Genomic DNA, 17,933 nt, shown 5'->3' with positions numbered 1-17,933 from the left:
GCTCCGGAGCTACGCGGCACCGTGCGGGCGGCGGCGGAGCCGGAACCAGGCCACCGCGCCGACCGCGGTGACGCCGACGGCCGCCGCGCCGGTCAGCGGGCTGAAGGCGTCGGCCTTGGCGAGACCGCCGCCGCCCGCCGGGGGACCGCCGTTGGGTCCGCCGGGGCCACCGCCGGGGCCGCCCGGACCGCCCGGCGGCGGGCTGCTCGGCGGGTTGGTCGGGATGTCGGGGCAGTCGACCTTGAAGACCTTCATCTTGCCCGCGCCGTTGCCGCCGACGATCTTCCAGGTCAGCTTGTACTGCCCGGTCGGCAGCAGCAGGTTCTCGGTGACGCCCGCACCGTTCGTGAGGGTGAGGGAGTCGGAGAGCGAGGCGGTGGTGCCGGACTGTCCGCCCTGGGGATTGATCGTCCAGTCGATGCCCTGGGCGGTGTCGAAGTTGAAGGCGTCCAGGTAGAACCGGCAGATCTTCGGCTGGTTGGCATGGGCGGCGACCGCGGTGTCCACCATGTGGACCTTGACGTCGCCGTTGTCACCGGGTGCGGCGATAGCGGCCGTAGCTCCCAGGAGTGTCATACCTGTGGCGGCGAGGGCCGTCAGGGCGGCGGCCCTACGGGAGAGGTACGGGCGAGAGTGATACCTGCGGGTCACACAGTCCTCCGAGTCAGATGATTGTCATCTTTTTCGGAAGCCTGCGCCGAAGAAGTACGCGATCGGCGGGAGCATCGCCGTACGGGGCGTCAGTCCTCACTCTTACGGCTCAGCGAGAGGCGTCCTCGCCGCCGGGGAGAACCGTCCCTCTCAGGTATCTCCCCCTCAGGTACCCCCTCCCCGTCCCCCGGAGGTCCCGGTGCCCGCAGCGCCACCCCCGACGACAGCAGCAACAGCACCCCCAGCATCAGGAACGGCGCGGCGACCCCGGCGGCACCGGCCATCAGCCCCGCCCCGGCGGGCGCCGCGACCTGCGCGAGCCGGTTGCCGGTGAGGCGCAGCGCGAGGGCCGTCGAGCGGGCGGAGGCGGGGGCCGCCTGGACGACCGTCGTCATCGACAGGGGCTGGCCGACGCCCAGGCAGAAGCCGAGCGCCGCGAGGACCGCCCCAAGTACCCACACCGGTACGGGAATCGCGATCGCCGCGCACAGCAGCGCGGCCAGCAGACAGGTCAGGGTGAGGAGCCACGTACGGCCCAGCAGCCGCAGCAGCGGGGTGAGGATCAGGCGGCAGGCGATGGAGGCGGCGGCGCGCAGGCTGAGGAGGAGGCCGACGGCCGCCGGGGAGATGCCGCGGTTCTCGCCGACGACGGGCAGGTACGCGGTGAGGATGTCCGTCGCGGAGAGCACCGACATGCTGACGAGCATCCCGGCGGGCACGCCCCGGGTCCGCAGGATCCCCGTCACGGACACCCGATCGCCTTGCCGCGCACGGGACTTGGGAACGGTCGCCCGGTCCTCGATCCGCCACAGCGAGCTGACCGCGACGGCCGCGCCCGCCCCGGCGACGAGGAGGGCGAGGGCGCTGGTACCGGCGAGGTCGTCGCCGCCGATGAGGGCACCGGCGGCGACGGGCCCGGCGAGCTGGCCGAGGGAGGCGCCGATGGTGAAGTGCCCGAAGTTGCGGTCCTGTTCGTGCGGCGCGGACTGCCGGGCCACCAGCGACTGCGCGCCGATGACGAAGCTGAGGTGCCCGAGCCCCATCACGCCGCTCCAAAGGGCCATCGCCCACAGGGAGTCGGCGACGCCGCTCATCGCGCAGCCGCCCGCGATCAGGACCACACCGGCCGGCAGCAGCGGGGCGCAGCGCCCGTGATCCGTACGGCGGCCCAGCGGGACCGCGACGAAGAGCGGCAGCAGCGCGTACACCCCCGCGATGACGCCGATCGCCCGCTCGTCGGCGCCCAGCGCGAGGGCCCGGTAGGAGACGGCGGGCCGGGCCATCGACACCGCCCCCTGTGCGAAGGAGAAGGCGACGACGAGCCTGAGCAGCCAGCCGCGGTTCCCGCCGGGCCTCACAAGTACCTCCATTTGTACGCCGGTTGAGCCGGGTCCTGCGCTAGATGATCCCGAAGAGCATGCCCGCCGCGAGGATCACCAGACAGGTGAGACAGGCCCACTTGACGACGAACCGGGTGTGGTCGCCGAACTCGACCTTCGCCATGCCGACGAGGACGTAGACGGCGGGGACGAGCGGGCTGGACATGTGCAGCGGCTGGCCGACGAGGGAGGCGCGGGCGATCTCCAGGGAGGAGACGCCGTGCGCCTGGCCGGCCTCGGCGAGGACGGGGAGGACGCCGAAGTAGAAACCGTCGTTGGACATGAAGTAGGTGAGCGGGAGGCTCAACAGACCGGTGACGAAGGCCATGTGGGGGCCCATGCCGTCGGGGATGTTGTCGACGAGCCAGCGCGCCATGTGGTCGACCATGCCGGTGCCCTTGAGGACGCCGGTGAAGACGGCGGCGGCGAAGACCATGCCGGAGACGTTGAGGACGTTCTCCGCGTGGGCGGCGAGGCGGGCCTTCTGATCGGGCATGTGCGGGAAGTTGACGGTCAGGGCGAGGGCCGCGCCGAGCAGGAACAGCACCGGTATCGGCAGCCACTCCATGATCATCGCAGTGAGGAGGGTGACCGTCAGGAGCGCGTTGAACCAGTACAGCTTGGGGCGCAGGGTGGAGCGGTCGGGGTCGAGGACCCGGAAGCCGTCGTCCTCGTCGCTGTCGTCGCCGCCCGTCGTACCCGTAGTACCTCCGGTGGAACCCGTGGACCCCGTCGTACCCGTAGTACCCCCGGCGGCGCCCTTGGCCCCCGTAGTACCTGTAGCACCCGTAGTGCCCGCGCCGACCAGGACCGTCTCCGACTCCGTGGTCTTCTCCTCGACCAGCACGTCGTCCAGCGTCAGCACGCCGAGCCGCTTGCGCTCGCGGCGGCCGAGGACGTACGAGAGGGCGAACACGAAGACCAGGCCGACGGCCAGCGCCGGGATCATCGGTACGAAGATGTCGCTCGCGTCGAGCTTCAGCGCGGTCGCCGCGCGGGCCGTCGGGCCGCCCCAGGGCAGCGTGTTCATCACGCCGTTGGCCATGGCCGCGACGCCGGTCATCACGACGAGGCTCATCTTGAGCCGCTTGTAGAGGGGGTACATCGCCGAGACGGTGATCATGAAGGTCGTGGAGCCGTCGCCGTCGAGGGAGACGATCGCCGCGAGGATCGCCGTACCGACGACGATCCTGAGCGGGTCGGCCTTGCAGAACTTCAGGATGCCCCGCACGATCGGGTCGAAGAGGCCGACGTCGATCATCACACCGAAGTAGACGATCGCGAACATGAGCATGGCCGCGGTGGGGGCGAGGCCGGTGACGCCGTCGATGACGTAGTCGCCGAGGTGGGCACCCTTGCCGACGAACACGCAGAACAGCGCGGGTATCAGTACGAGCGCCGCGATCGGCGACATCTTCTTCAGCATGATCAGGACAAGGAATGTCGCGATCATGGTGAAGCCGAGGATGGTCAGCATGAGTTGGATACCTAACGTTCGCCCTTGAACATCCCACCGGGGGCTGGCGGTGCGACGACGTTAGGTGGCGCGCAAGAGTGTTAACAAGACGTTGACACGCGAGCAATAAGCGCAAAACTCCTGGTCAGGTACTAGAGCTCTAGTACCGGTGGGGTATCAGCGGACCGGATCGAGATCGACGGGTACGCCGTTGAGGACCGCGTTCCCCGACAGGGGGTCCAGCAGCCGGCCGTCGAGGAGCTGGTTGACGTTGACGCCGGGATCGAGAGCCGCGTGGCCCATGCGGGTGCCGGGGCGGTCGTGTCCCCAGCCGTGCGGGAGGCTGACGACGCCGCGCCGGACCGAGTCGGTGACCTCGACGGGTGCGGTGACCGCTCCCCCGGCGCCCTTCACGCGGACGTACCCGCCGTCGGTGACGCCGAGGCGTTCGGCGTCCTCGGGGTGCAGGTGCAGGGTGCATCGGTTCGAACCGCCGGTCAGGGGCGGCACGTTGTGCATCCAGCTGTTGTTCGAGCGCAGGTGGCGGCGGCCCACCAGGACGAGCCCCGTGGGGAGTTGGGACATCGCGCGGACAAGTCGCGGGAGGTCGGCGGCGATCGGCTCCGGGAACAGCTCGACCTTGCCGCTCCGCGTCTTCAGCGGCTGCGGGAGGCGCGGACGCAGGGGGCCGAGGTCGATGCCGTGCGGGTGCGCGAGCACCTTCTCCAGGGTGACGCCGTCCGGCCGTACGCCGAAGCCGTCGCCGTACGGGCCGAGGCGGAGCATCAGGTCGAGGCGGCGCTCCACGCCGTTCTCGCCGGTGAGTTGATCGGCGAGATCCTTCGAGTCGCGGCCGTACGCCGGGGAGTGGGCCTCCTTGACGGCCTTGCCGAGAGTCTGGCCGATGACCAGGTCGTCGACGGCGGACGGGTCGGCGCCGTGCATGCCGGTCGCGGCGAGGGTGAGGCGCGCGAGGATCTCGCTCTCGGCCATGCGGCCGGGTTCCAGCGGGATCGCGGCCCGGTTGTAGCGGACCTGGGCGCGGATCGCGAGGGTGTTGAGCGCGAAGTCGTGGTGCGGGCTCTGCGAGGGCGGCGGCGGGGGCAGGATCACGTCGGCGTGCCGGGACGTCTCGTTGAGGTAGGGGTCGACGCTGACCATGAACTCCAGGGATTCCAGGGCCTTGTCGAGCCGGTCGCCGTCCGGCGCGGACAGCACGGGGTTCGCGGCGACCGCGATCAGCGCGCGGATCGGCTCGCCCTCCGCCGTCGCCGTATCGATCTCCTCGGCCAGCGCGGAGAGCGGCAACTCACCCTTGGCCTCCGGATGTTGACTCACCCGCGACCGCCACCTCCCCAGCGCGAACCCGTGACTGGGTCCCGCCGGACGCGGCGTCTTGTCCGTCGCCGCCTGGGGGAAAAGGGCGCCGCCGACGCGGTCGAGGTTGCCGGTGAGGATGTTCAGGACGTCCACGAGCCAGCTCGCGAGCGTGCCGTACGGGACCGTGCAGCTCCCGATCCGCGCGTACACGGCGGCAGTCGGGGCAGCGGCGAGGTCGCGGGCGAGGGTGCGGATCGTGTCGGCGTCGACGTCGCAGGCGGCGGCCACGGCGTCGGGGGTGAACTCGCCGACGGCTTCCCGGAGTTCGGCCAGGCCCTGGAGGTGCGGGGTCAACTCCCCTGTGTCCACGAGGTCTTCGGCGAACAGGGTGTGCGCCATCGCCGCGAGCAGCAGGGCGTCCGTGCCCGGCCGGATCGGGACGTGGCGGTCGGCGAGCTTCGCCGTGCGGGTGCGGCGCGGGTCGATGACGACGAGGGTGCCGCCGCGCGCCTTCAGCGCCTTGAGGCGGCCCGGGAAGTCGGGGGCCGTGCACAGACTCCCGTTGGACTCAAGGGGGTTGGCGCCGATCAGCAGGAGGTGGTCGGTGCGGTCGAGGTCGGGTACGGGGATGGCGTTCGCGTCTCCGAAGAGGAGGCCGGAGGAGACGTGCTTGGGCATCTGGTCCACCGTCGAGGCGGTGAAGTAGCTGCGCGTGCCGAGGCCGGCGAGCAGGACGGGCGGGTAGAGGGCGCCGGCGACGGTGTGCACGTTGGGGTTGCCGAGCACCACGCCGACCGAGTCGGCGCCGTACCGCTCGACGACGCCCCGCACTCCGGCGGCCACGGCGTCGAAGGCCTCCGTCCAGGTGGCCTCCCGCAGCTCGCCGTCCCTGCGGACGAGCGGTGTCCGCAGCCGGTCGGGGTCGCCGTCGACCGCGCCGAAGGACGCGCCCTTGGGGCACACGAAGCCCTTGCTGAACACGTCGTCCCGGTCTCCCCGGGCATGGGTGACCGTGGTCCCCTCGATCGTGAGCGTCAGACCGCAGGTGGCCTCGCACAGGGGGCAGACACGCAGGGCGGTTCGGGACACGGGTCCTCCCGGAGGGGCGGCGGCTTCGGCGCGGGTACTAGTACGCGGGTGCTAATACTCCGAGCGTACCGACCGGTAGGTATTACGGGGAGTCCTTTGGAGTTAGTCCTTGAGAGGGAGGGGACTACGACACCCCCGGTCCGGCCCCCGGTCCGGCCCTCAGTCCAGCACCCTCGCCAGATACGCCCGCAGCAGCTCCCGCGTCTCGTCGATCACCCTCTCGTCCCCCTCCGGGGACAGGCGGAAGGCCAGGTGGACGAGGGTGTCGGCGGTCTCGACGGCGATCAGGAACGTCCGGCGCAGGTCGTCGTCCGGCGTCCGGTCCAGGTACGCCGAGAGGAGTTCCGTGAGGCGGTCGGCTACGCGCGTGTTGGGCTCGGCGTGCCGGGAGCCGACCGGGATCTGGTTGCCGAAGTCGACGAGGGAGAAGCCGGGGGCGGTACGGGTCATCTCCAGGTACTCGTCGAGCACCGCGTCCATCGCCGCCCGCCAGTCCCCGGCGCCGGCCCGCTTGAGCCGCTCCGTCACCCGGGTGGAGTACCTCTCAAGGTTGCGCTGGGCCAGCGCGTCGGCCATCTGCCGCTTGTTCCCGAAGAAGCGGTACACCGAGCCGATGGGCACGCCGGCCCGCTGGGCGACGGCCCGCGTGGAGAGGTCGTCGTAGCCCACCTCGTCGAGGAGGTCCGCGCACGCGTCGAGGATCCTGGTCAGCCGTTCCGCACTCCGGCGCTGGACGGGCGCGCGGCGCAGCGATGTCGCTTGAGGCACGGAGTTCATGATGCCTTTCCGCCGGTGGCCGGGGTACCCCGCCCCTCGGGACGGAACGGGCTGCCGACCGCGCTCGGCTCCGCGGAGGTGCTAGAGGCTACCGCCCGTAGTACCGGAGAGGGACCGGGGGCTACTGGAGGGGGTGTGCACGACGAGGGAGACGTACGGGGAGTACGGGTAGGGGTACGAGCCCACCGCAGTGTCCGCCGCGCCTCCCGCCCCCGCCCCCAGCGCGACCCCCGTCGGCGACGCCGGCCCCGACACCGAGGCCGAAGGCGACGTCGCCCCCGGCGATTCCTCCGGCTCCGATGCCGTGATGTCCGCCGTGCTCTGTACCGCCTTGCCGTCCACCGCCCACACCGTGCCGTCGTCCGCGTACAGCCGGGCCGTGACGTGGTGGGTGCCGTGCGGCAGGTAGCCCACGCCGATGCGGTACCTCGGGGTGCGCAGTTCGGCGAGCGGCTTCTCGTCGACGTACAGGCGCGCGGCACCCCGGCCCTCGACGGCCCGCGCGGCGCTCCCCTCGGGGGAGAAGCGGAAGTTGCGCAGCGTGAGGCGTACCTCCCAGCTCCCGTCCGAGTCCGGTTCGACCTGGACGCCCACCCAGGGCGCCCCTTTGCTGCCTACCTCCCGGTACCGGCGGCCCGCCTCGTCCGTGTCGTCCAGGAGTTTTCCGGCAGGGGCGGTCGACGCCCCGTTCTTCCCGTCTCCCTGTTCGGAGCCGGCACTGGACTCGCAGCCCGCGAGTCCGGCCGGCAGCAGGACACAGACCGCGAGCGCGGCGAGAAACCCACGCGTCCACGACATGCCCGTGAGCCTAGAACAGCGCTCCGGCGCCCGAATCCCCCTGAGGTCTGGTTCTCGTCCCCCCGTGATCGTCCTACCAGAGGACTACACGGGTACCCCTTGCGAGCCAGCCCTTTCATTCCTACGGTGATACAGAGGATTCGGACGCGAGGGAGCGACGATGGCCACGGACGCGCGTAAGACCGCGGAGGGACTGACGTACCTCACCGGCTTCGGCAACGAGCACAGCTCGGAGGCGGTGCCCGGCGCGCTCCCCGAGGGCCGCAACTCCCCCCAGCGCGCCCCCCTCGGGCTCTACGCGGAGCAGCTCAGCGGTACGGCGTTCACCGAGCCGCGCGCCCACAACCGGCGCTCGTGGCTCTACCGGATCCGGCCGAGCGCCGCGCACCCCGCGTTCGCCCGGACCGACAACGGCGCGATCCGTACGGGCCCCTTCACGGAGGCCGTCCCCGACCCCAACCGGCTGCGCTGGAACCCCCTTCCGGAGCCCGCCCCCGGCACCGACTTCCTCGCCGGGCTCTGGACGGTCGGCGGCAACGGTGACGCCACGCAGCGCGCCGGGATGGCCGTGCACCTGTATCACGCGAACGCCTCCATGGACCGCGTCTTCTCCGACGCGGACGGGGAGTTGCTGATCGTCCCCGAGCGCGGCGGTCTCCTGCTGCACACGGAGTTCGGCCAACTCCACGCGGAACCGGGGCACATGGCGCTGATCCCGCGCGGCGTACGGTTCCGTGTCACCCTCCTCGACGCGACCGCCCGCGGGTACGTCTGCGAGAACTACGGCGCCCCCTTCCGGCTCCCCGACCTCGGGCCGATCGGCGCCAACGGCCTGGCGAATCCACGGGACTTCAAGGCACCGGCCGCCGCGTACGAGGACGTCGAAGGTCCCGTCGAGGTCGTCAACAAGTTCTGCGGCAACCTCTGGCGGGCGACGTACGGCCACTCCCCTCTCGACGTCGTCGCCTGGCACGGCAACCTCGTGCCGTACGTGTACGACCTGCGGCGCTTCAACGTCATCGGGACGATCTCGTACGACCATCCCGACCCGTCGATCTTCACGGTGCTGACGTCGCCGTCGGACACACCGGGGCTCGCCGGCGTCGACTTCGTGGTGTTCGCGCCGCGTTGGCTGGTCGGCGAGGACACGTTCCGGCCGCCGTACTTCCATCGGAACGTGATGAGCGAGTACATGGGGTTGATCGAGGGGGCGTACGACGCGAAGGCCGACGGGTTCGTGCCGGGCGGGGGGTCGCTGCACAACATGATGTCCGCGCACGGGCCCGACCGGGAGACGTACGACCGGGCGAGCGCCGCCGAGCTGAAGCCCCAACGCCTCGACGACGGGCTGGCGTTCATGTTCGAGACGCGCTGGCCGATCACGCTCGCGGCGCATGCCGGGGAGCATCTTCAGGAGCGGTACGACGATGTCTGGCGGGGGTTGGAGCGGCACTTCCGTCCCGGGCACCGGAGTTTCCGGCTGGCGCCGTGACCTCCTTCGCCCCCGACTCGCTCACTCTCAACGCCAAACTCCCTCTCTGGTACCAGGTTTCGCAGTCGCTGCGCGCCTCGATCCTCGGCCGCTCACCCGACGCACCCTTGCGCCTGCCCACGGAGGAGCAACTCGCGGTCCACTACGGCGTGAGCGTCCTCACGATGCGCCAGGCCCTCAAGGAGCTGGAGACCGAGGGCCTCATCACCCGCCACCGGCGCCGGGGCACCTTCATCGAACCCAGCGCCAGGCGCGGTACGCCCGTACGCCTGTTGGGTTCGGTGGACGCGATCGTCGCCCAGCAGTCGGGGATGCGCACGCAGCTCCTGGACCACGGCAAGGTCCCGGTCCCGCCCGAACTGGCCTCCCACTTCCCGGACTTGCGCGAACTGACGACGTACCACCGCCTCCGCTCCGACGAGAAAACGGGCGACCCCACCAACCACGCCCGCAACTGGCTCCGCCCCGAACTGGCCGCCCGCATAACCCCGGACGCCCTCACCCGCCACCCCATGACCAAGGTCCTCCGGGACATCGCCCACGCCGACATCGCCCGCATCACCGACACGATCGAGGCCCGCCTGGCGGACCCGGAAACCTCCCGCCTCCTCCAAGTCCCGCTGCTCAGCCCGATCCTGCATTACACGGGCGTCACGTACGACAAGTCGGGCCAAGTCCTGGACGTGGCCGTCATCCACTACCGGGGCGACCGCTTCTCGTTCACGGTGACACTGGAGGCACCGTGAACACGGCCTACTGGGATGCCGCCGCGACGACGAAGACGTTCACGCACCCGCTGCACCTGCCCTGACTGGACGGCGTCGATACCTCTCCGGGCATGATCGCCCAGGCCCGCCGGCTGTGCCCCGGGGCACGGTTCGCAGCGGCGGACGTGCCGCTGCCCGGTGCCTCGTTCGACCTGGTGCTCCTCTTCGCCGTGCTGACCTGCGTCCCCGACGACGACGCCCAGCACCTACTCTCCGCGTTCGACGCCGTCCACTCGCGCACCCTCCCCGTACCCACCATGAACGGCCACCCGGCGAAGGCGATCCAGCTCCTCGTGCGCGCGCCCGCGGCGACATGAACCCCTATGTCCCCTCTACGGCCCGCGCCGAGTCCGACGTACCATGCCCTGCGTGACGCACGACGACGCTCCGCTGCTCGGTGACCTCATGCCGTGGGCCGTTGGGCCGCCGCGGGTGGGGCGGGGGTGGCCGGTCGGGCCGGATGTGGGGGCCCTGAAGGCTCGTTGGGACGTGCTGCTGAAGGCCGGAGGGGCCGAGCGGGCGGCACTGTTCGAGCCGTCCCGGGGCCGGACTCCGGACTCGGCGGTGACCCAGCTGCCGGGGCAGGCCACGGACACCGGCAGGCTCGCGCACGCCGAAGGGCCCTGCCCGCCCCCGGTGCGCGTCCTGTACGCCCCGTACGACGAGCAGTGGCTGATCCCGGACCACCGGCTGATCGACGTGGCCCGGCCGGAGTTGTGGCGGGTGGCGGACGAGCGGCAGGTGTTCCTGGTGGAGACGCCGGACGGACTACTGGCCAGCGCGCATCTGCCCCTCCTGGGTCGTACCCGGGTACGACCCCTGTACCGCCGCCCGGGAGGACAGGAGCCCAACCTGGCCCCCGGCCTCCTGGACCACCTCGCCGATCACCTCAAGGCATCGCCCACCCCCGAAGACGTACTCGCCTGGATCCTCGCGACGACTACCCCCACAGAGCTACGGGTCCCCCTCACGGACGACCCCGAGATCTGGGCCGAGGGCACCCGCAGAGGCCACCGCATCCTCTGGCTCCACCGTCGAGGCGGCGACCGCCCCAAACTCCCCGGCGGCAGCCGCCCCTACGTCCGAGCCCCGATCCCGGCCCGCCCCCAGCACGTCCACTACGACCCCGAGGACCAGACCCTCCACCTCGACGAGGGCAAGGTCTCCCCGGTCCCCCAGGAAGCCTGGGACTTCACGCACGGCGAGACCCGGGTCCTGGAGCAGTGGTTCGCCGCACGGACCGAACAGGGCGAACCGGGCACCCTCTCGGCGATCGGCCCCCGCACCTGGCCCCAGCCGTGGACGTCCGAACTCCTGGAGCTGATCACGGTGTTGACACTCCTGACGGAGCTACGGGAGCCGTTCGAGGTCGAGCACCGGATCAAGGACCTCCACCCGACGGGCATCCTGCCGCCCCCGCCCCGCTCCCGCCGCCCCGCCTCGGTCCTGGACCACCAGGAGGAGGGCCCGGCAGGGCAGTTCACCCTGCTGTAGCCCCTGAGTACGAGCCCCCGCCCTACCCCCTGGGTACGAACCCGTCCAGCACCCGCCGCAACGCCTCCTCGAACACCGCCTCCATATCGATCGGCCCCGCATCCTCCGTGAACGCGGCGGCCATCCGCGGATACTTCCCGCTCATCACCTGCGCCCCCAGATAGGCGATCCGCACGGCGTTCTCCTCCTCCTCGGACCAGGGCAGCGACCGCGTCCGCTCGGCGGTGGCCAGCTCGCCCGACACATAGACGGTGACCACGCCGTTGAGCATCGCGACGAGCTGCATCTTCAGGCCGTACGTCATCCCGGTCAGCGGATCCAGGCAGGTCAGGCAGTGTTCCAGGTAGCGCAGGGCGTTGGGGCTGAAGCCGTAGGACGCCGACATCAGGCGGGGCAGCCAGGGGTGGCGGAGCATCAGCGCGCGCGTCTGGCGCCCGACGCGGAGCATGTCGGCCCGCCAGTCACCGCTCGGCTCCCACAGCTCGTGCTCGCCGCTGACCGCGTCCATCATCAGCTCGTACAGATCCTCCTTGCGGGGGACGTAGTTGTACAACGACATGGTCCCGCAGCCCAGTTCGGCGGCGACGTGCCGCATGGAGACCTCGTCGAGCCCCCGCGCGTCGGCGATGCGGACGGCAGCCGCCGCGATGTCGGCACGCGTGAACGCGGGCCGGGGCCCTCGGCCGGTCCGCTCGGGACGGCTCCAGATCACTTCGGGTACGGACGGACGGCCCGCCATCGATCATCACCTCGCCCCCCATCGTAGTTACGTACACCGTACGTAGTGCGCTATGGTCGGGCCATGACTTCTACGTACGCTGTACTTAGTGAAGGTCTGGAGAAGCGGTTCGGCGAGGTCCACGCCGTCCGGGGGCTCGATCTCGCCGTCCCCGAGGGCACGGTCTGCGGCGTCCTGGGCCCGAACGGGGCCGGCAAGACGACGGCCGTACGCCTGTTGACGACCCTGCTGCGGCCCGACGCCGGGTCCGCGCGGGTGGCGGGGCACGACCTCGTACGGGAGGCCGCCGCCGTACGGCGCGCCATCGGCGTGACCGGGCAGAGCACGTCGGTGGACGGCGATCTCACCGGCCGGCAGAACCTGCGCCTGTTCGCCCGTCTGCACCGGGTGCCGGGGCCGGGAGAGCGCGCCGCCGGCCTGCTGGAACGGTTCGGCCTCACCGAGGCCGCCGACCGGCCGGCGTCCACCTACTCGGGCGGAATGCTGCGCCGCCTCGACCTCGCGGCGAGCCTGGTGCGCCGCCCGGCCGTGCTCTTCCTCGACGAGCCGACCACCGGCCTGGACCCGGCCAGCAGGAACGACGTCTGGGACGCCGTACGGGAGGTGCGGCGGCAGGGCACCACCGTGCTGCTCACCACGCAGTACCTGGAGGAGGCGGACCAACTCGCCGACACCATCGCCCTGGTGGACCGGGGACGGGTCGCGCGGACCGGAACACCCGCCGAGCTCAAGGCGGTTGTCGGCACGTACGCCGAGGCCATCGTCGCCGATCCGGACCTGCTCGTGAAGGCCGCCGCCGTGCTCGACCAACTGACCGGCGGTGAACCGGTGTTCGACCACGAGCGCGGCGCGGTCGGCGCGGTCACCCGCGACACCACGCTCACCCTCCCCCGCCTGGTGCGCGAACTCGACGCGGCGGGCGTGCCGTTGCTCGACGCGAGCCTGCGGCCACCCACCCTCGACGAGGCGTTCCTGCGCCTCACGGACAACGTTCAGGAAGGCAGGGCGGCATGACCGCGAGCACGCTCCGGTACGACGGGACGGCCATGCTCGGCCGCCAGTTGCTGCGGGTCCGCAACAACCCGGCGCTGGTGATCCTGACCCAGACGATGCCGATCACGATGCTGCTCTTCTTCGGCTACGTCTTCGGCAGCGCGCTGGCGATGCCCGGCGCGCAGTACCGTTCCGTCCTCGTCCCCGGACTGCTGGTGGCGACCGCGGCGAACGGGATCATGACGGGGATGTTCCAGGCGGCCCAGGACGTCCACCGCGGGGTGACGGACCGGCTGCGGACCCTGCCGGTGAGCCGGGCGGCGGTGCCGCTCGGGCAGGCGGTGGCCGACCTGGTCGTCACGGCGGCCGGGACCGTGCCGTTCCTGCTGGTGGCGCTGGCGGTGGGCTGGCGGGTCGAGGGCTCGGCGCCCGCGGCGGCCGGCGCGCTGGCACTGCTGCTGCTGTTCCGGTTCGCCTGCACCTGGGTGGGCGTCTTCCTCGGGCTGCTCTCGCGCAGCGAGGAGGCCGCAGGTCAGCTCGGCAGCGCCACGTTCATGCTGCCGCTGCTGTCCAACGCCTACATCCCGACCGACAACCTGCCGGGCTGGCTGCGCACGATCGCGGAGTGGAACCCGATCAGCGCGCTGACGACGGCCCTGCGCGACCTGTTCGGCAACGCGCCCGTGCCCGAGGGCGCGGCCTGGCCGGTGGCGCATCCGGTCGCGGGTTCCCTGCTGTGGTGCGCCCTGCTGATCGGTGTCTTCGCGCCGTTGGCGGTACGGCGGTACGCGCGCGCCCAGCGGTGAGGTGAACGGGGTGGTGGACCGCCGAAGCCGGGGGATCTTCGGCGGTTCGCGACGTAACCAGACGAATTCGCGACGTAACCGGACGAACGGGTACGGGAGTTGAGGGAGCGGGAGTCGGGAGCCCGCGCCCGGGTGAGTGCGCCGGACACCGCCGCGGCCGTGGGGATGACGGACTGCGGCGGGGGACACGGCGGCACGGTGGGCCGCCTGAACGCGGGCCCGTCAGTGCCGGCGGCTCCCGAAGAGGGAGCGGCGGAGCCGGCGCAGCGGCGCGAAGAGCGAGACGCGGCTCACTCGGCGGCCCTGGTCGCTGGGCTGGTGCTGGGTGTCGCGCGCGGTCAGCTCACGCATGAGCGAGGTCGCCTCGACGGTCTCCCTCTGCGGTATGGCGGGACCCGCCAGTACCGAGAGGTGACGGTCGAGCCGCGAACTGGTCGCGCTGCTACCGCACGTGATCGCAGGGACCCTCGCCCTGCTGCGCATCGTTATCTGTTCCATCGTCACTCCCCACCCGTACGAGTCCACCCGACCCCGGGCAGGTTAACCCTATCTCCCCCTGGGGTCACGCGTGTATCGCGCTCACAGGATCAGCCTTCCCCGCAAGGGGGTTGACGACTCCCCCGCGATTACTCTCCGAATCCGACCGATTTCAGGGCGAGTTGGACAACTGGCTGCGAAGTGGGCTGAGGTGACCCGCCCGAGGGCTCCACCGTCACAGCGAGTGACGTCGCATCGGAACTGAGACCCGTCGCCACCAAGGGCGTGTCGCCGTCGAAGAGTCCGAGCGAACGAGGCTCCACATCGGGCCGCATGAGCCAGAGTTGATGGACCTGCCCGCCGCCGAGTCCGCCGTACCCGCGCAGCGTGACGATCGCGTCGCCCTCCGACGCGGAGGCGATGACGCCGATGCTGCGGCCCTGCGCGTCCCGGCCGTTCCCGGCGCGGGCGTCGGGTGCGGAGAGCACCTGCGCGATGTCCCGCGCGCGGTCCTGCGCGGCGTCCAACTGGTCCTGCGTACGGCTGGTTTGGACCGCGAAGAGGGAGGCGACGACGAGCGCGGCGGCGGCCGTGATGGTGGCGAACGGCGCGAAGAGCGGACGGCGCGCGCGGGGAGCGCGTGAAGCACGGGAGCGTCCGGGCGGCGGCTGCGCGCCCCACACGTGCGGCGGAAGCTGCGGCGCGCGCTCCTGAACAGTGCGCGCCCCCGCCGACTCCTGCGGGGTCACCTGTACGGCGGCCAGCACCCGGTCGCGCATCGCGGCCGGCGCCGGCGCGGCCGTCGACCACGCCAACCGGACGGCGTCCTCGGCGAGTTCACGCACCTCGGCGGCGCAGGACGTACAGGTACGCAGGTGTTTCTCGAAGCGGCGGCGCTCGTCACCGTCCAGTGCGTCGAGGGCGTAGGGGGCGGCCAGCGAGTGGAGGTCCCCTCTGCCCAGCAGACGGTTCAGGACGCTCATGCGGCACCTCCCAGGCAGTTGCGCAGCCGCGTGAGCCCGTCGCGCATCCTCGTCTTCACCGTGCCCAGCGGCAGGGAGAGCCGCTCGGCCACTTCACGGTACGTGTAGCCGTCGTAGTACGCGAGAGTGACGGACTGGCGCTGGAGCGTCGTCAGCCGGCCGAGACAGCGGCGTACCCATTCGCGTTCCATGCCCGCCTCGACCTCCTCGGAGACCTGATCGAAGGCGGGGTGGTGGGTGCGCAGGGCCTCGCGCTGCTCGCGTTCGCCGGCCGCGCGCACGCTGCGGACCCGGTCGACGGCGCGGCGGTGGGCGAGCGTGAGGATCCACGACAGGGCGCTGCCGCGCGCGGGGTCGAAGGTGGCGGCCGAGCGCCAGCACTCCAGCAGCACTTCCTGAGCCACCTCCTCCGACTGCGACGGATCGCGCAGTACGCGCCGTACGAGACCGAACACCGGACCGGAGACCAGACCGTACAACTGCTCGAAGGCCCGCTGGTCCCCTCGCGCCACGAGCACCAGCAGGTCGTCCGCCTCCATGCGGTTCCCCTCTCCGCGACCACAGCCGGGCCGTCCTGTCACACCAGGCACTCGCACGCGCACACACCTCCGGCGGAAGTACGGATCTGACGGCCCGAAACGCGGGTCGGAAGCAAAAATAAAAAACTTTCGGATGGACCAATCCGAACACCCCTCCCGCTCCGTATACCCGTCCGTCAAGCAAGTTGGGACCTCAGGACGGACGGCATGACGACACCTAACTTCCGGAGCGCCGCAGGGCGCAGGAGCATCGCGACCCTGATCTGTGGCGCGCTGGCCGCAGGCGGACTCACCGCCGCCTCAGTGGCCCTGCTGGAACCGGGGGTCGCCGCCGCTTCCAGCCACCGCGAAGCTCCGCTGATCTCCGGCACCCCGCAGTACGACAACACCGACGTGTACGCGTTCGTGAGCCCGGACCACCCGGACACCACGACGCTCGTCGCGAACTGGATCCCGTTCGAGGAGCCGGCCGGCGGCCCGAACTTCTTCCCGTTCGCGGAGGACGCGCAGTACGACCTCAACATCGACAACGACGGTGACGCGCGCCAGGACCTGACGTTCCGGTACACGTTCAAGACGCACGTCAAGAACAAGAAGACGTTCCTCTACAACACCGGCGCGGTCGAGAGCCTCGAAGACCCGGACCTGAACGTCACGCAGACCTACGACCTGGAGCTGATCAAGCTCAAGAAGGGCAAGGTCCAGCACGAGACGAAGATCGCCAGCGATGTTCCGGTGGCGCCGTCGAACGTCGGCAAGGCGTCCATGCCGAACTACGCGAAGCTGCGCGACCAGGCGATCTACAAGCTGTCCAACGGCTCGAAGACCTTCGCCGGCCAGGCCGACGACCCGTTCTTCCTCGACCTGCGCGTCTTCGACCTGCTGTACGGGGGCAACCTCTCCGAGGTCGGCAACGACACCCTCAAGGGCTACAACGTCAACACCATCGCCCTCCAGGTGCCGAACGACATGATCCGCGAGGCCGAGCACCAGCCGATCGTCGGCATCTGGTCGACGACCCAGCGCAAGAACGCGCGCGGCAAGTTCGAGCAGGTCTCCCGGCTCGGCAGCCCGCTGGTCAACGAGGTCGTCAACCCCATCAAGGACAAGGACAAGTTCAACGCGTCCCAGCCCAAGGACGACGGGCAGTTCCTGAAGAACGTCACCAACCCCGAACTGCCCAAGCTGATCGAGGCGATCTACAAGATCAAGGCCCCGGCCGAGCCGCGCAACGACCTCGTCGACGTGTTCCTCAAGGGCGTCAAGGGGCTCAACCAGCCGCCGTACGTGACGCCTTCGGAGCAGCTGCGGCTCAACACGTCCATCAAGCCGACCGCCAGCCCCAAGCGGCTCGGTGTGCTCGACGGCGACAACGCGGGCTTCCCGAACGGGCGTCGCCTCACGGACGACGTCATCGACGCCTCGCTCCAGGTCGTCGAGGGTGAACTCGTGGGCGCCAAGAACGACTTGGGCGACGCGGTCGACAAGAACGACAAGAACTTCGAGAAGTCCTTCCCGTACGTCGCCCTCCCGACCGAGGGGTCGCGCGGTCCCGTCGCGAAGGGTGTCAGCGGCGGCAACGACGTCCGCAGCCAGCTCGGCAACGCGCTCCAGCCTGCCGGGGCTTCGGAGACGGACAACAACACGCTGATCGCGGCGTCGGCCGGGGCCGGGGCGGCCGGGGTGCTGCTCATCGGCGGCGGCCTGATGTGGTTCCGGGGGCGGCGGCGGGCGTACTGACGCCCACGCGGTGACCGGCCAGGGAGAACCCTGGCGCAGTGACCGGGCCGGGGAGACCCCTGCAACTCCCCGGCCCTGACCCACAGACCGGCGCGGCCCGGACTGAACCGAATCCCCCACGGACCGGGCCGCGCCGACCGCAGGAAGACCGAGAGCGACCGAGGAGAGGGCATGGCCCCGCGCACCGACAGCGGCGAACCGGACCGGACGGAATCCGGGAACACCCCGGACCCCACGGACCAGCCGAAGCCGAAGGGGCGGCGGCCCGAGGGAAGTTCACCGCGTCCCGAAGCGGCACCGACACCCACGACCACCCTGACGGGGGCCAACTCCTCGGCGCCTGCTGCTTCTTCGGGGGAGCGGGGAGAGAAAGGGGGGCGGGGGGAGGCTGGTTCGGGAGGAGCGGAGTCGACGGGCACGGCCGACCTGGTGG

The 17,933-nt window shown here is 71.0% G+C and carries 17 protein-coding genes; 7 read left to right on the top strand and 10 right to left on the bottom strand.

Translation table 11 applies throughout. The features are described from left to right. Nucleotides 1–9: 9 nt before the first annotated feature. The 6 genes from J8M50_RS15500 to J8M50_RS15475 form a co-directional block, all read right to left on the bottom strand. Entirely contained in the window at nt 10–576 is a 567-nt protein-coding gene (locus tag J8M50_RS15500; protein WP_010354357.1) for a hypothetical protein, read from the bottom strand. Nucleotides 577–740: 164 nt separating this feature from the next. After that, entirely contained in the window at nt 741–2,009 is a 1,269-nt protein-coding gene (locus J8M50_RS15495) for an MFS transporter (RefSeq protein WP_040836710.1), read from the bottom strand. A 40-nt stretch (nt 2,010–2,049) separates the two neighbouring features. Next, the gene (locus J8M50_RS15490) at nt 2,050–3,507 is read right to left on the bottom strand and encodes a CitMHS family transporter (RefSeq protein WP_010354359.1); all 1,458 of its coding nucleotides are present in this window, start codon (nt 3,505–3,507) and stop codon (nt 2,050–2,052) included. Between the two features lie 156 nt (nt 3,508–3,663). Further along, entirely contained in the window at nt 3,664–5,895 is a 2,232-nt protein-coding gene (locus J8M50_RS15485) for a molybdopterin oxidoreductase family protein (protein ID WP_010354360.1), read from the bottom strand. A 159-nt stretch (nt 5,896–6,054) separates the two neighbouring features. Beyond that, nucleotides 6,055–6,672, bottom strand: a complete 618-nt coding sequence (locus J8M50_RS15480) for a TetR/AcrR family transcriptional regulator (RefSeq protein WP_010354361.1) — start codon at nt 6,670–6,672, stop codon at nt 6,055–6,057. 81 nt (nt 6,673–6,753) lie between these two features. After that, nucleotides 6,754–7,470, bottom strand: a complete 717-nt coding sequence (locus J8M50_RS15475; protein ID WP_010354362.1) for a hypothetical protein — start codon at nt 7,468–7,470, stop codon at nt 6,754–6,756. A gap of 160 nt (nt 7,471–7,630) precedes the next feature. Between J8M50_RS15475 and hmgA the strand changes: the two genes are divergently transcribed. The 4 genes from hmgA to J8M50_RS15455 all read left to right on the top strand — a co-directional run bounded on the left by hmgA (nt 7,631) and on the right by J8M50_RS15455 (nt 11,223). Then, nucleotides 7,631–8,962, top strand: a complete 1,332-nt coding sequence (gene hmgA / locus J8M50_RS15470) for a homogentisate 1,2-dioxygenase (RefSeq protein ID WP_010354364.1) — start codon at nt 7,631–7,633, stop codon at nt 8,960–8,962. Then, nucleotides 8,959–9,708 (top strand): GntR family transcriptional regulator, encoded by a 750-nt coding sequence (locus J8M50_RS15465; protein WP_010354365.1) that lies wholly within the window; start codon nt 8,959–8,961, stop codon nt 9,706–9,708. The genes hmgA and J8M50_RS15465 overlap by 4 nt, the downstream gene beginning before the upstream one ends. Nucleotides 9,709–9,773: 65 nt before the next feature. After that, nucleotides 9,774–10,046, top strand: a complete 273-nt coding sequence (locus J8M50_RS15460) for a class I SAM-dependent methyltransferase (RefSeq protein WP_223786307.1) — start codon at nt 9,774–9,776, stop codon at nt 10,044–10,046. A gap of 43 nt (nt 10,047–10,089) precedes the next feature. Beyond that, nucleotides 10,090–11,223, top strand: coding sequence for a type ISP restriction/modification enzyme (locus J8M50_RS15455; RefSeq protein ID WP_029183940.1), 1,134 nt, complete (start codon nt 10,090–10,092; stop codon nt 11,221–11,223). A gap of 22 nt (nt 11,224–11,245) precedes the next feature. On the opposite strand, the gene J8M50_RS15450 is transcribed toward J8M50_RS15455, so the two are convergent. After that, nucleotides 11,246–11,962, bottom strand: a complete 717-nt coding sequence (locus J8M50_RS15450; RefSeq protein ID WP_010354368.1) for a TetR/AcrR family transcriptional regulator C-terminal domain-containing protein — start codon at nt 11,960–11,962, stop codon at nt 11,246–11,248. Nucleotides 11,963–12,025: 63 nt separating this feature from the next. Here J8M50_RS15450 and J8M50_RS15445 point away from each other — a divergent pair, with 63 nt between their 5' ends. Beyond that, entirely contained in the window at nt 12,026–12,976 is a 951-nt protein-coding gene (locus J8M50_RS15445; RefSeq protein ID WP_010354369.1) for a daunorubicin resistance protein DrrA family ABC transporter ATP-binding protein, read from the top strand. Then, entirely contained in the window at nt 12,973–13,761 is a 789-nt protein-coding gene (locus J8M50_RS15440) for an ABC transporter permease (protein WP_010354370.1), read from the top strand. Before J8M50_RS15445 ends, J8M50_RS15440 begins: the two co-directional genes overlap by 4 nt. A 222-nt stretch (nt 13,762–13,983) precedes the next feature. Here J8M50_RS15440 and J8M50_RS15435 read toward each other — a convergent pair whose 3' ends face one another. From J8M50_RS15435 to J8M50_RS15425, 3 genes are all read right to left on the bottom strand, one after another. Beyond that, nucleotides 13,984–14,259 carry a hypothetical protein gene (locus J8M50_RS15435; RefSeq protein WP_010354371.1) on the bottom strand — a complete coding sequence of 92 codons (276 nt, stop codon included), beginning with the start codon at nt 14,257–14,259 and terminating at the stop codon, nt 13,984–13,986. Between the two features lie 128 nt (nt 14,260–14,387). Continuing rightward, nucleotides 14,388–15,221: an anti-sigma factor gene (locus J8M50_RS15430; protein WP_010354372.1), complete on the bottom strand. Its 834-nt coding sequence runs from the start codon at nt 15,219–15,221 to the stop codon at nt 14,388–14,390. Continuing rightward, on the bottom strand, nt 15,218–15,760 hold the full coding sequence (locus J8M50_RS15425) for a sigma-70 family RNA polymerase sigma factor (RefSeq protein WP_010354373.1): 543 nt from the start codon (nt 15,758–15,760) through the stop codon (nt 15,218–15,220). Before J8M50_RS15425 ends, J8M50_RS15430 begins: the two co-directional genes overlap by 4 nt. Nucleotides 15,761–15,967: 207 nt before the next feature. On the opposite strand from J8M50_RS15425, the gene J8M50_RS15420 reads away from it, so the two are divergent. Continuing rightward, nucleotides 15,968–17,500, top strand: coding sequence for a DUF4331 domain-containing protein (locus J8M50_RS15420; protein ID WP_010354374.1), 1,533 nt, complete (start codon nt 15,968–15,970; stop codon nt 17,498–17,500). Nucleotides 17,501–17,933 lie beyond the last annotated feature (433 nt).

The sequence above is a fragment of the Streptomyces acidiscabies genome (assembly GCF_020010905.1).
In the GTDB taxonomy this organism is placed as follows: Bacteria; Actinomycetota; Actinomycetes; order Streptomycetales; family Streptomycetaceae; genus Streptomyces; species Streptomyces acidiscabies.
Note: the sequence above shows the minus strand (reverse complement) of the source record. Positions and strands in the feature narration are given on the sequence as shown.

Coding starts and splice junctions, on each gene's coding strand:
- J8M50_RS15455 (WP_029183940.1), top strand. CDS start 10,090: ATGCCCTGCGTGACGCACGACGACGCTCCGCTGCTCGGTGACCTCATG.
- J8M50_RS15440 (WP_010354370.1), top strand. CDS start 12,973: ATGACCGCGAGCACGCTCCGGTACGACGGGACGGCCATGCTCGGCCGC.
- J8M50_RS15475 (WP_010354362.1), bottom strand. CDS start 7,470: ATGTCGTGGACGCGTGGGTTTCTCGCCGCGCTCGCGGTCTGTGTCCTG.
- J8M50_RS15450 (WP_010354368.1), bottom strand. CDS start 11,962: ATGGCGGGCCGTCCGTCCGTACCCGAAGTGATCTGGAGCCGTCCCGAG.
- J8M50_RS15435 (WP_010354371.1), bottom strand. CDS start 14,259: ATGGAACAGATAACGATGCGCAGCAGGGCGAGGGTCCCTGCGATCACG.
- J8M50_RS15430 (WP_010354372.1), bottom strand. CDS start 15,221: ATGAGCGTCCTGAACCGTCTGCTGGGCAGAGGGGACCTCCACTCGCTG.
- J8M50_RS15490 (WP_010354359.1), bottom strand. CDS start 3,507: ATGCTGACCATCCTCGGCTTCACCATGATCGCGACATTCCTTGTCCTG.
- J8M50_RS15425 (WP_010354373.1), bottom strand. CDS start 15,760: ATGGAGGCGGACGACCTGCTGGTGCTCGTGGCGCGAGGGGACCAGCGG.
- J8M50_RS15480 (WP_010354361.1), bottom strand. CDS start 6,672: ATGAACTCCGTGCCTCAAGCGACATCGCTGCGCCGCGCGCCCGTCCAG.
- hmgA (WP_010354364.1), top strand. CDS start 7,631: ATGGCCACGGACGCGCGTAAGACCGCGGAGGGACTGACGTACCTCACC.
- J8M50_RS15500 (WP_010354357.1), bottom strand. CDS start 576: ATGACACTCCTGGGAGCTACGGCCGCTATCGCCGCACCCGGTGACAAC.
- J8M50_RS15445 (WP_010354369.1), top strand. CDS start 12,026: ATGACTTCTACGTACGCTGTACTTAGTGAAGGTCTGGAGAAGCGGTTC.
- J8M50_RS15420 (WP_010354374.1), top strand. CDS start 15,968: ATGACGACACCTAACTTCCGGAGCGCCGCAGGGCGCAGGAGCATCGCG.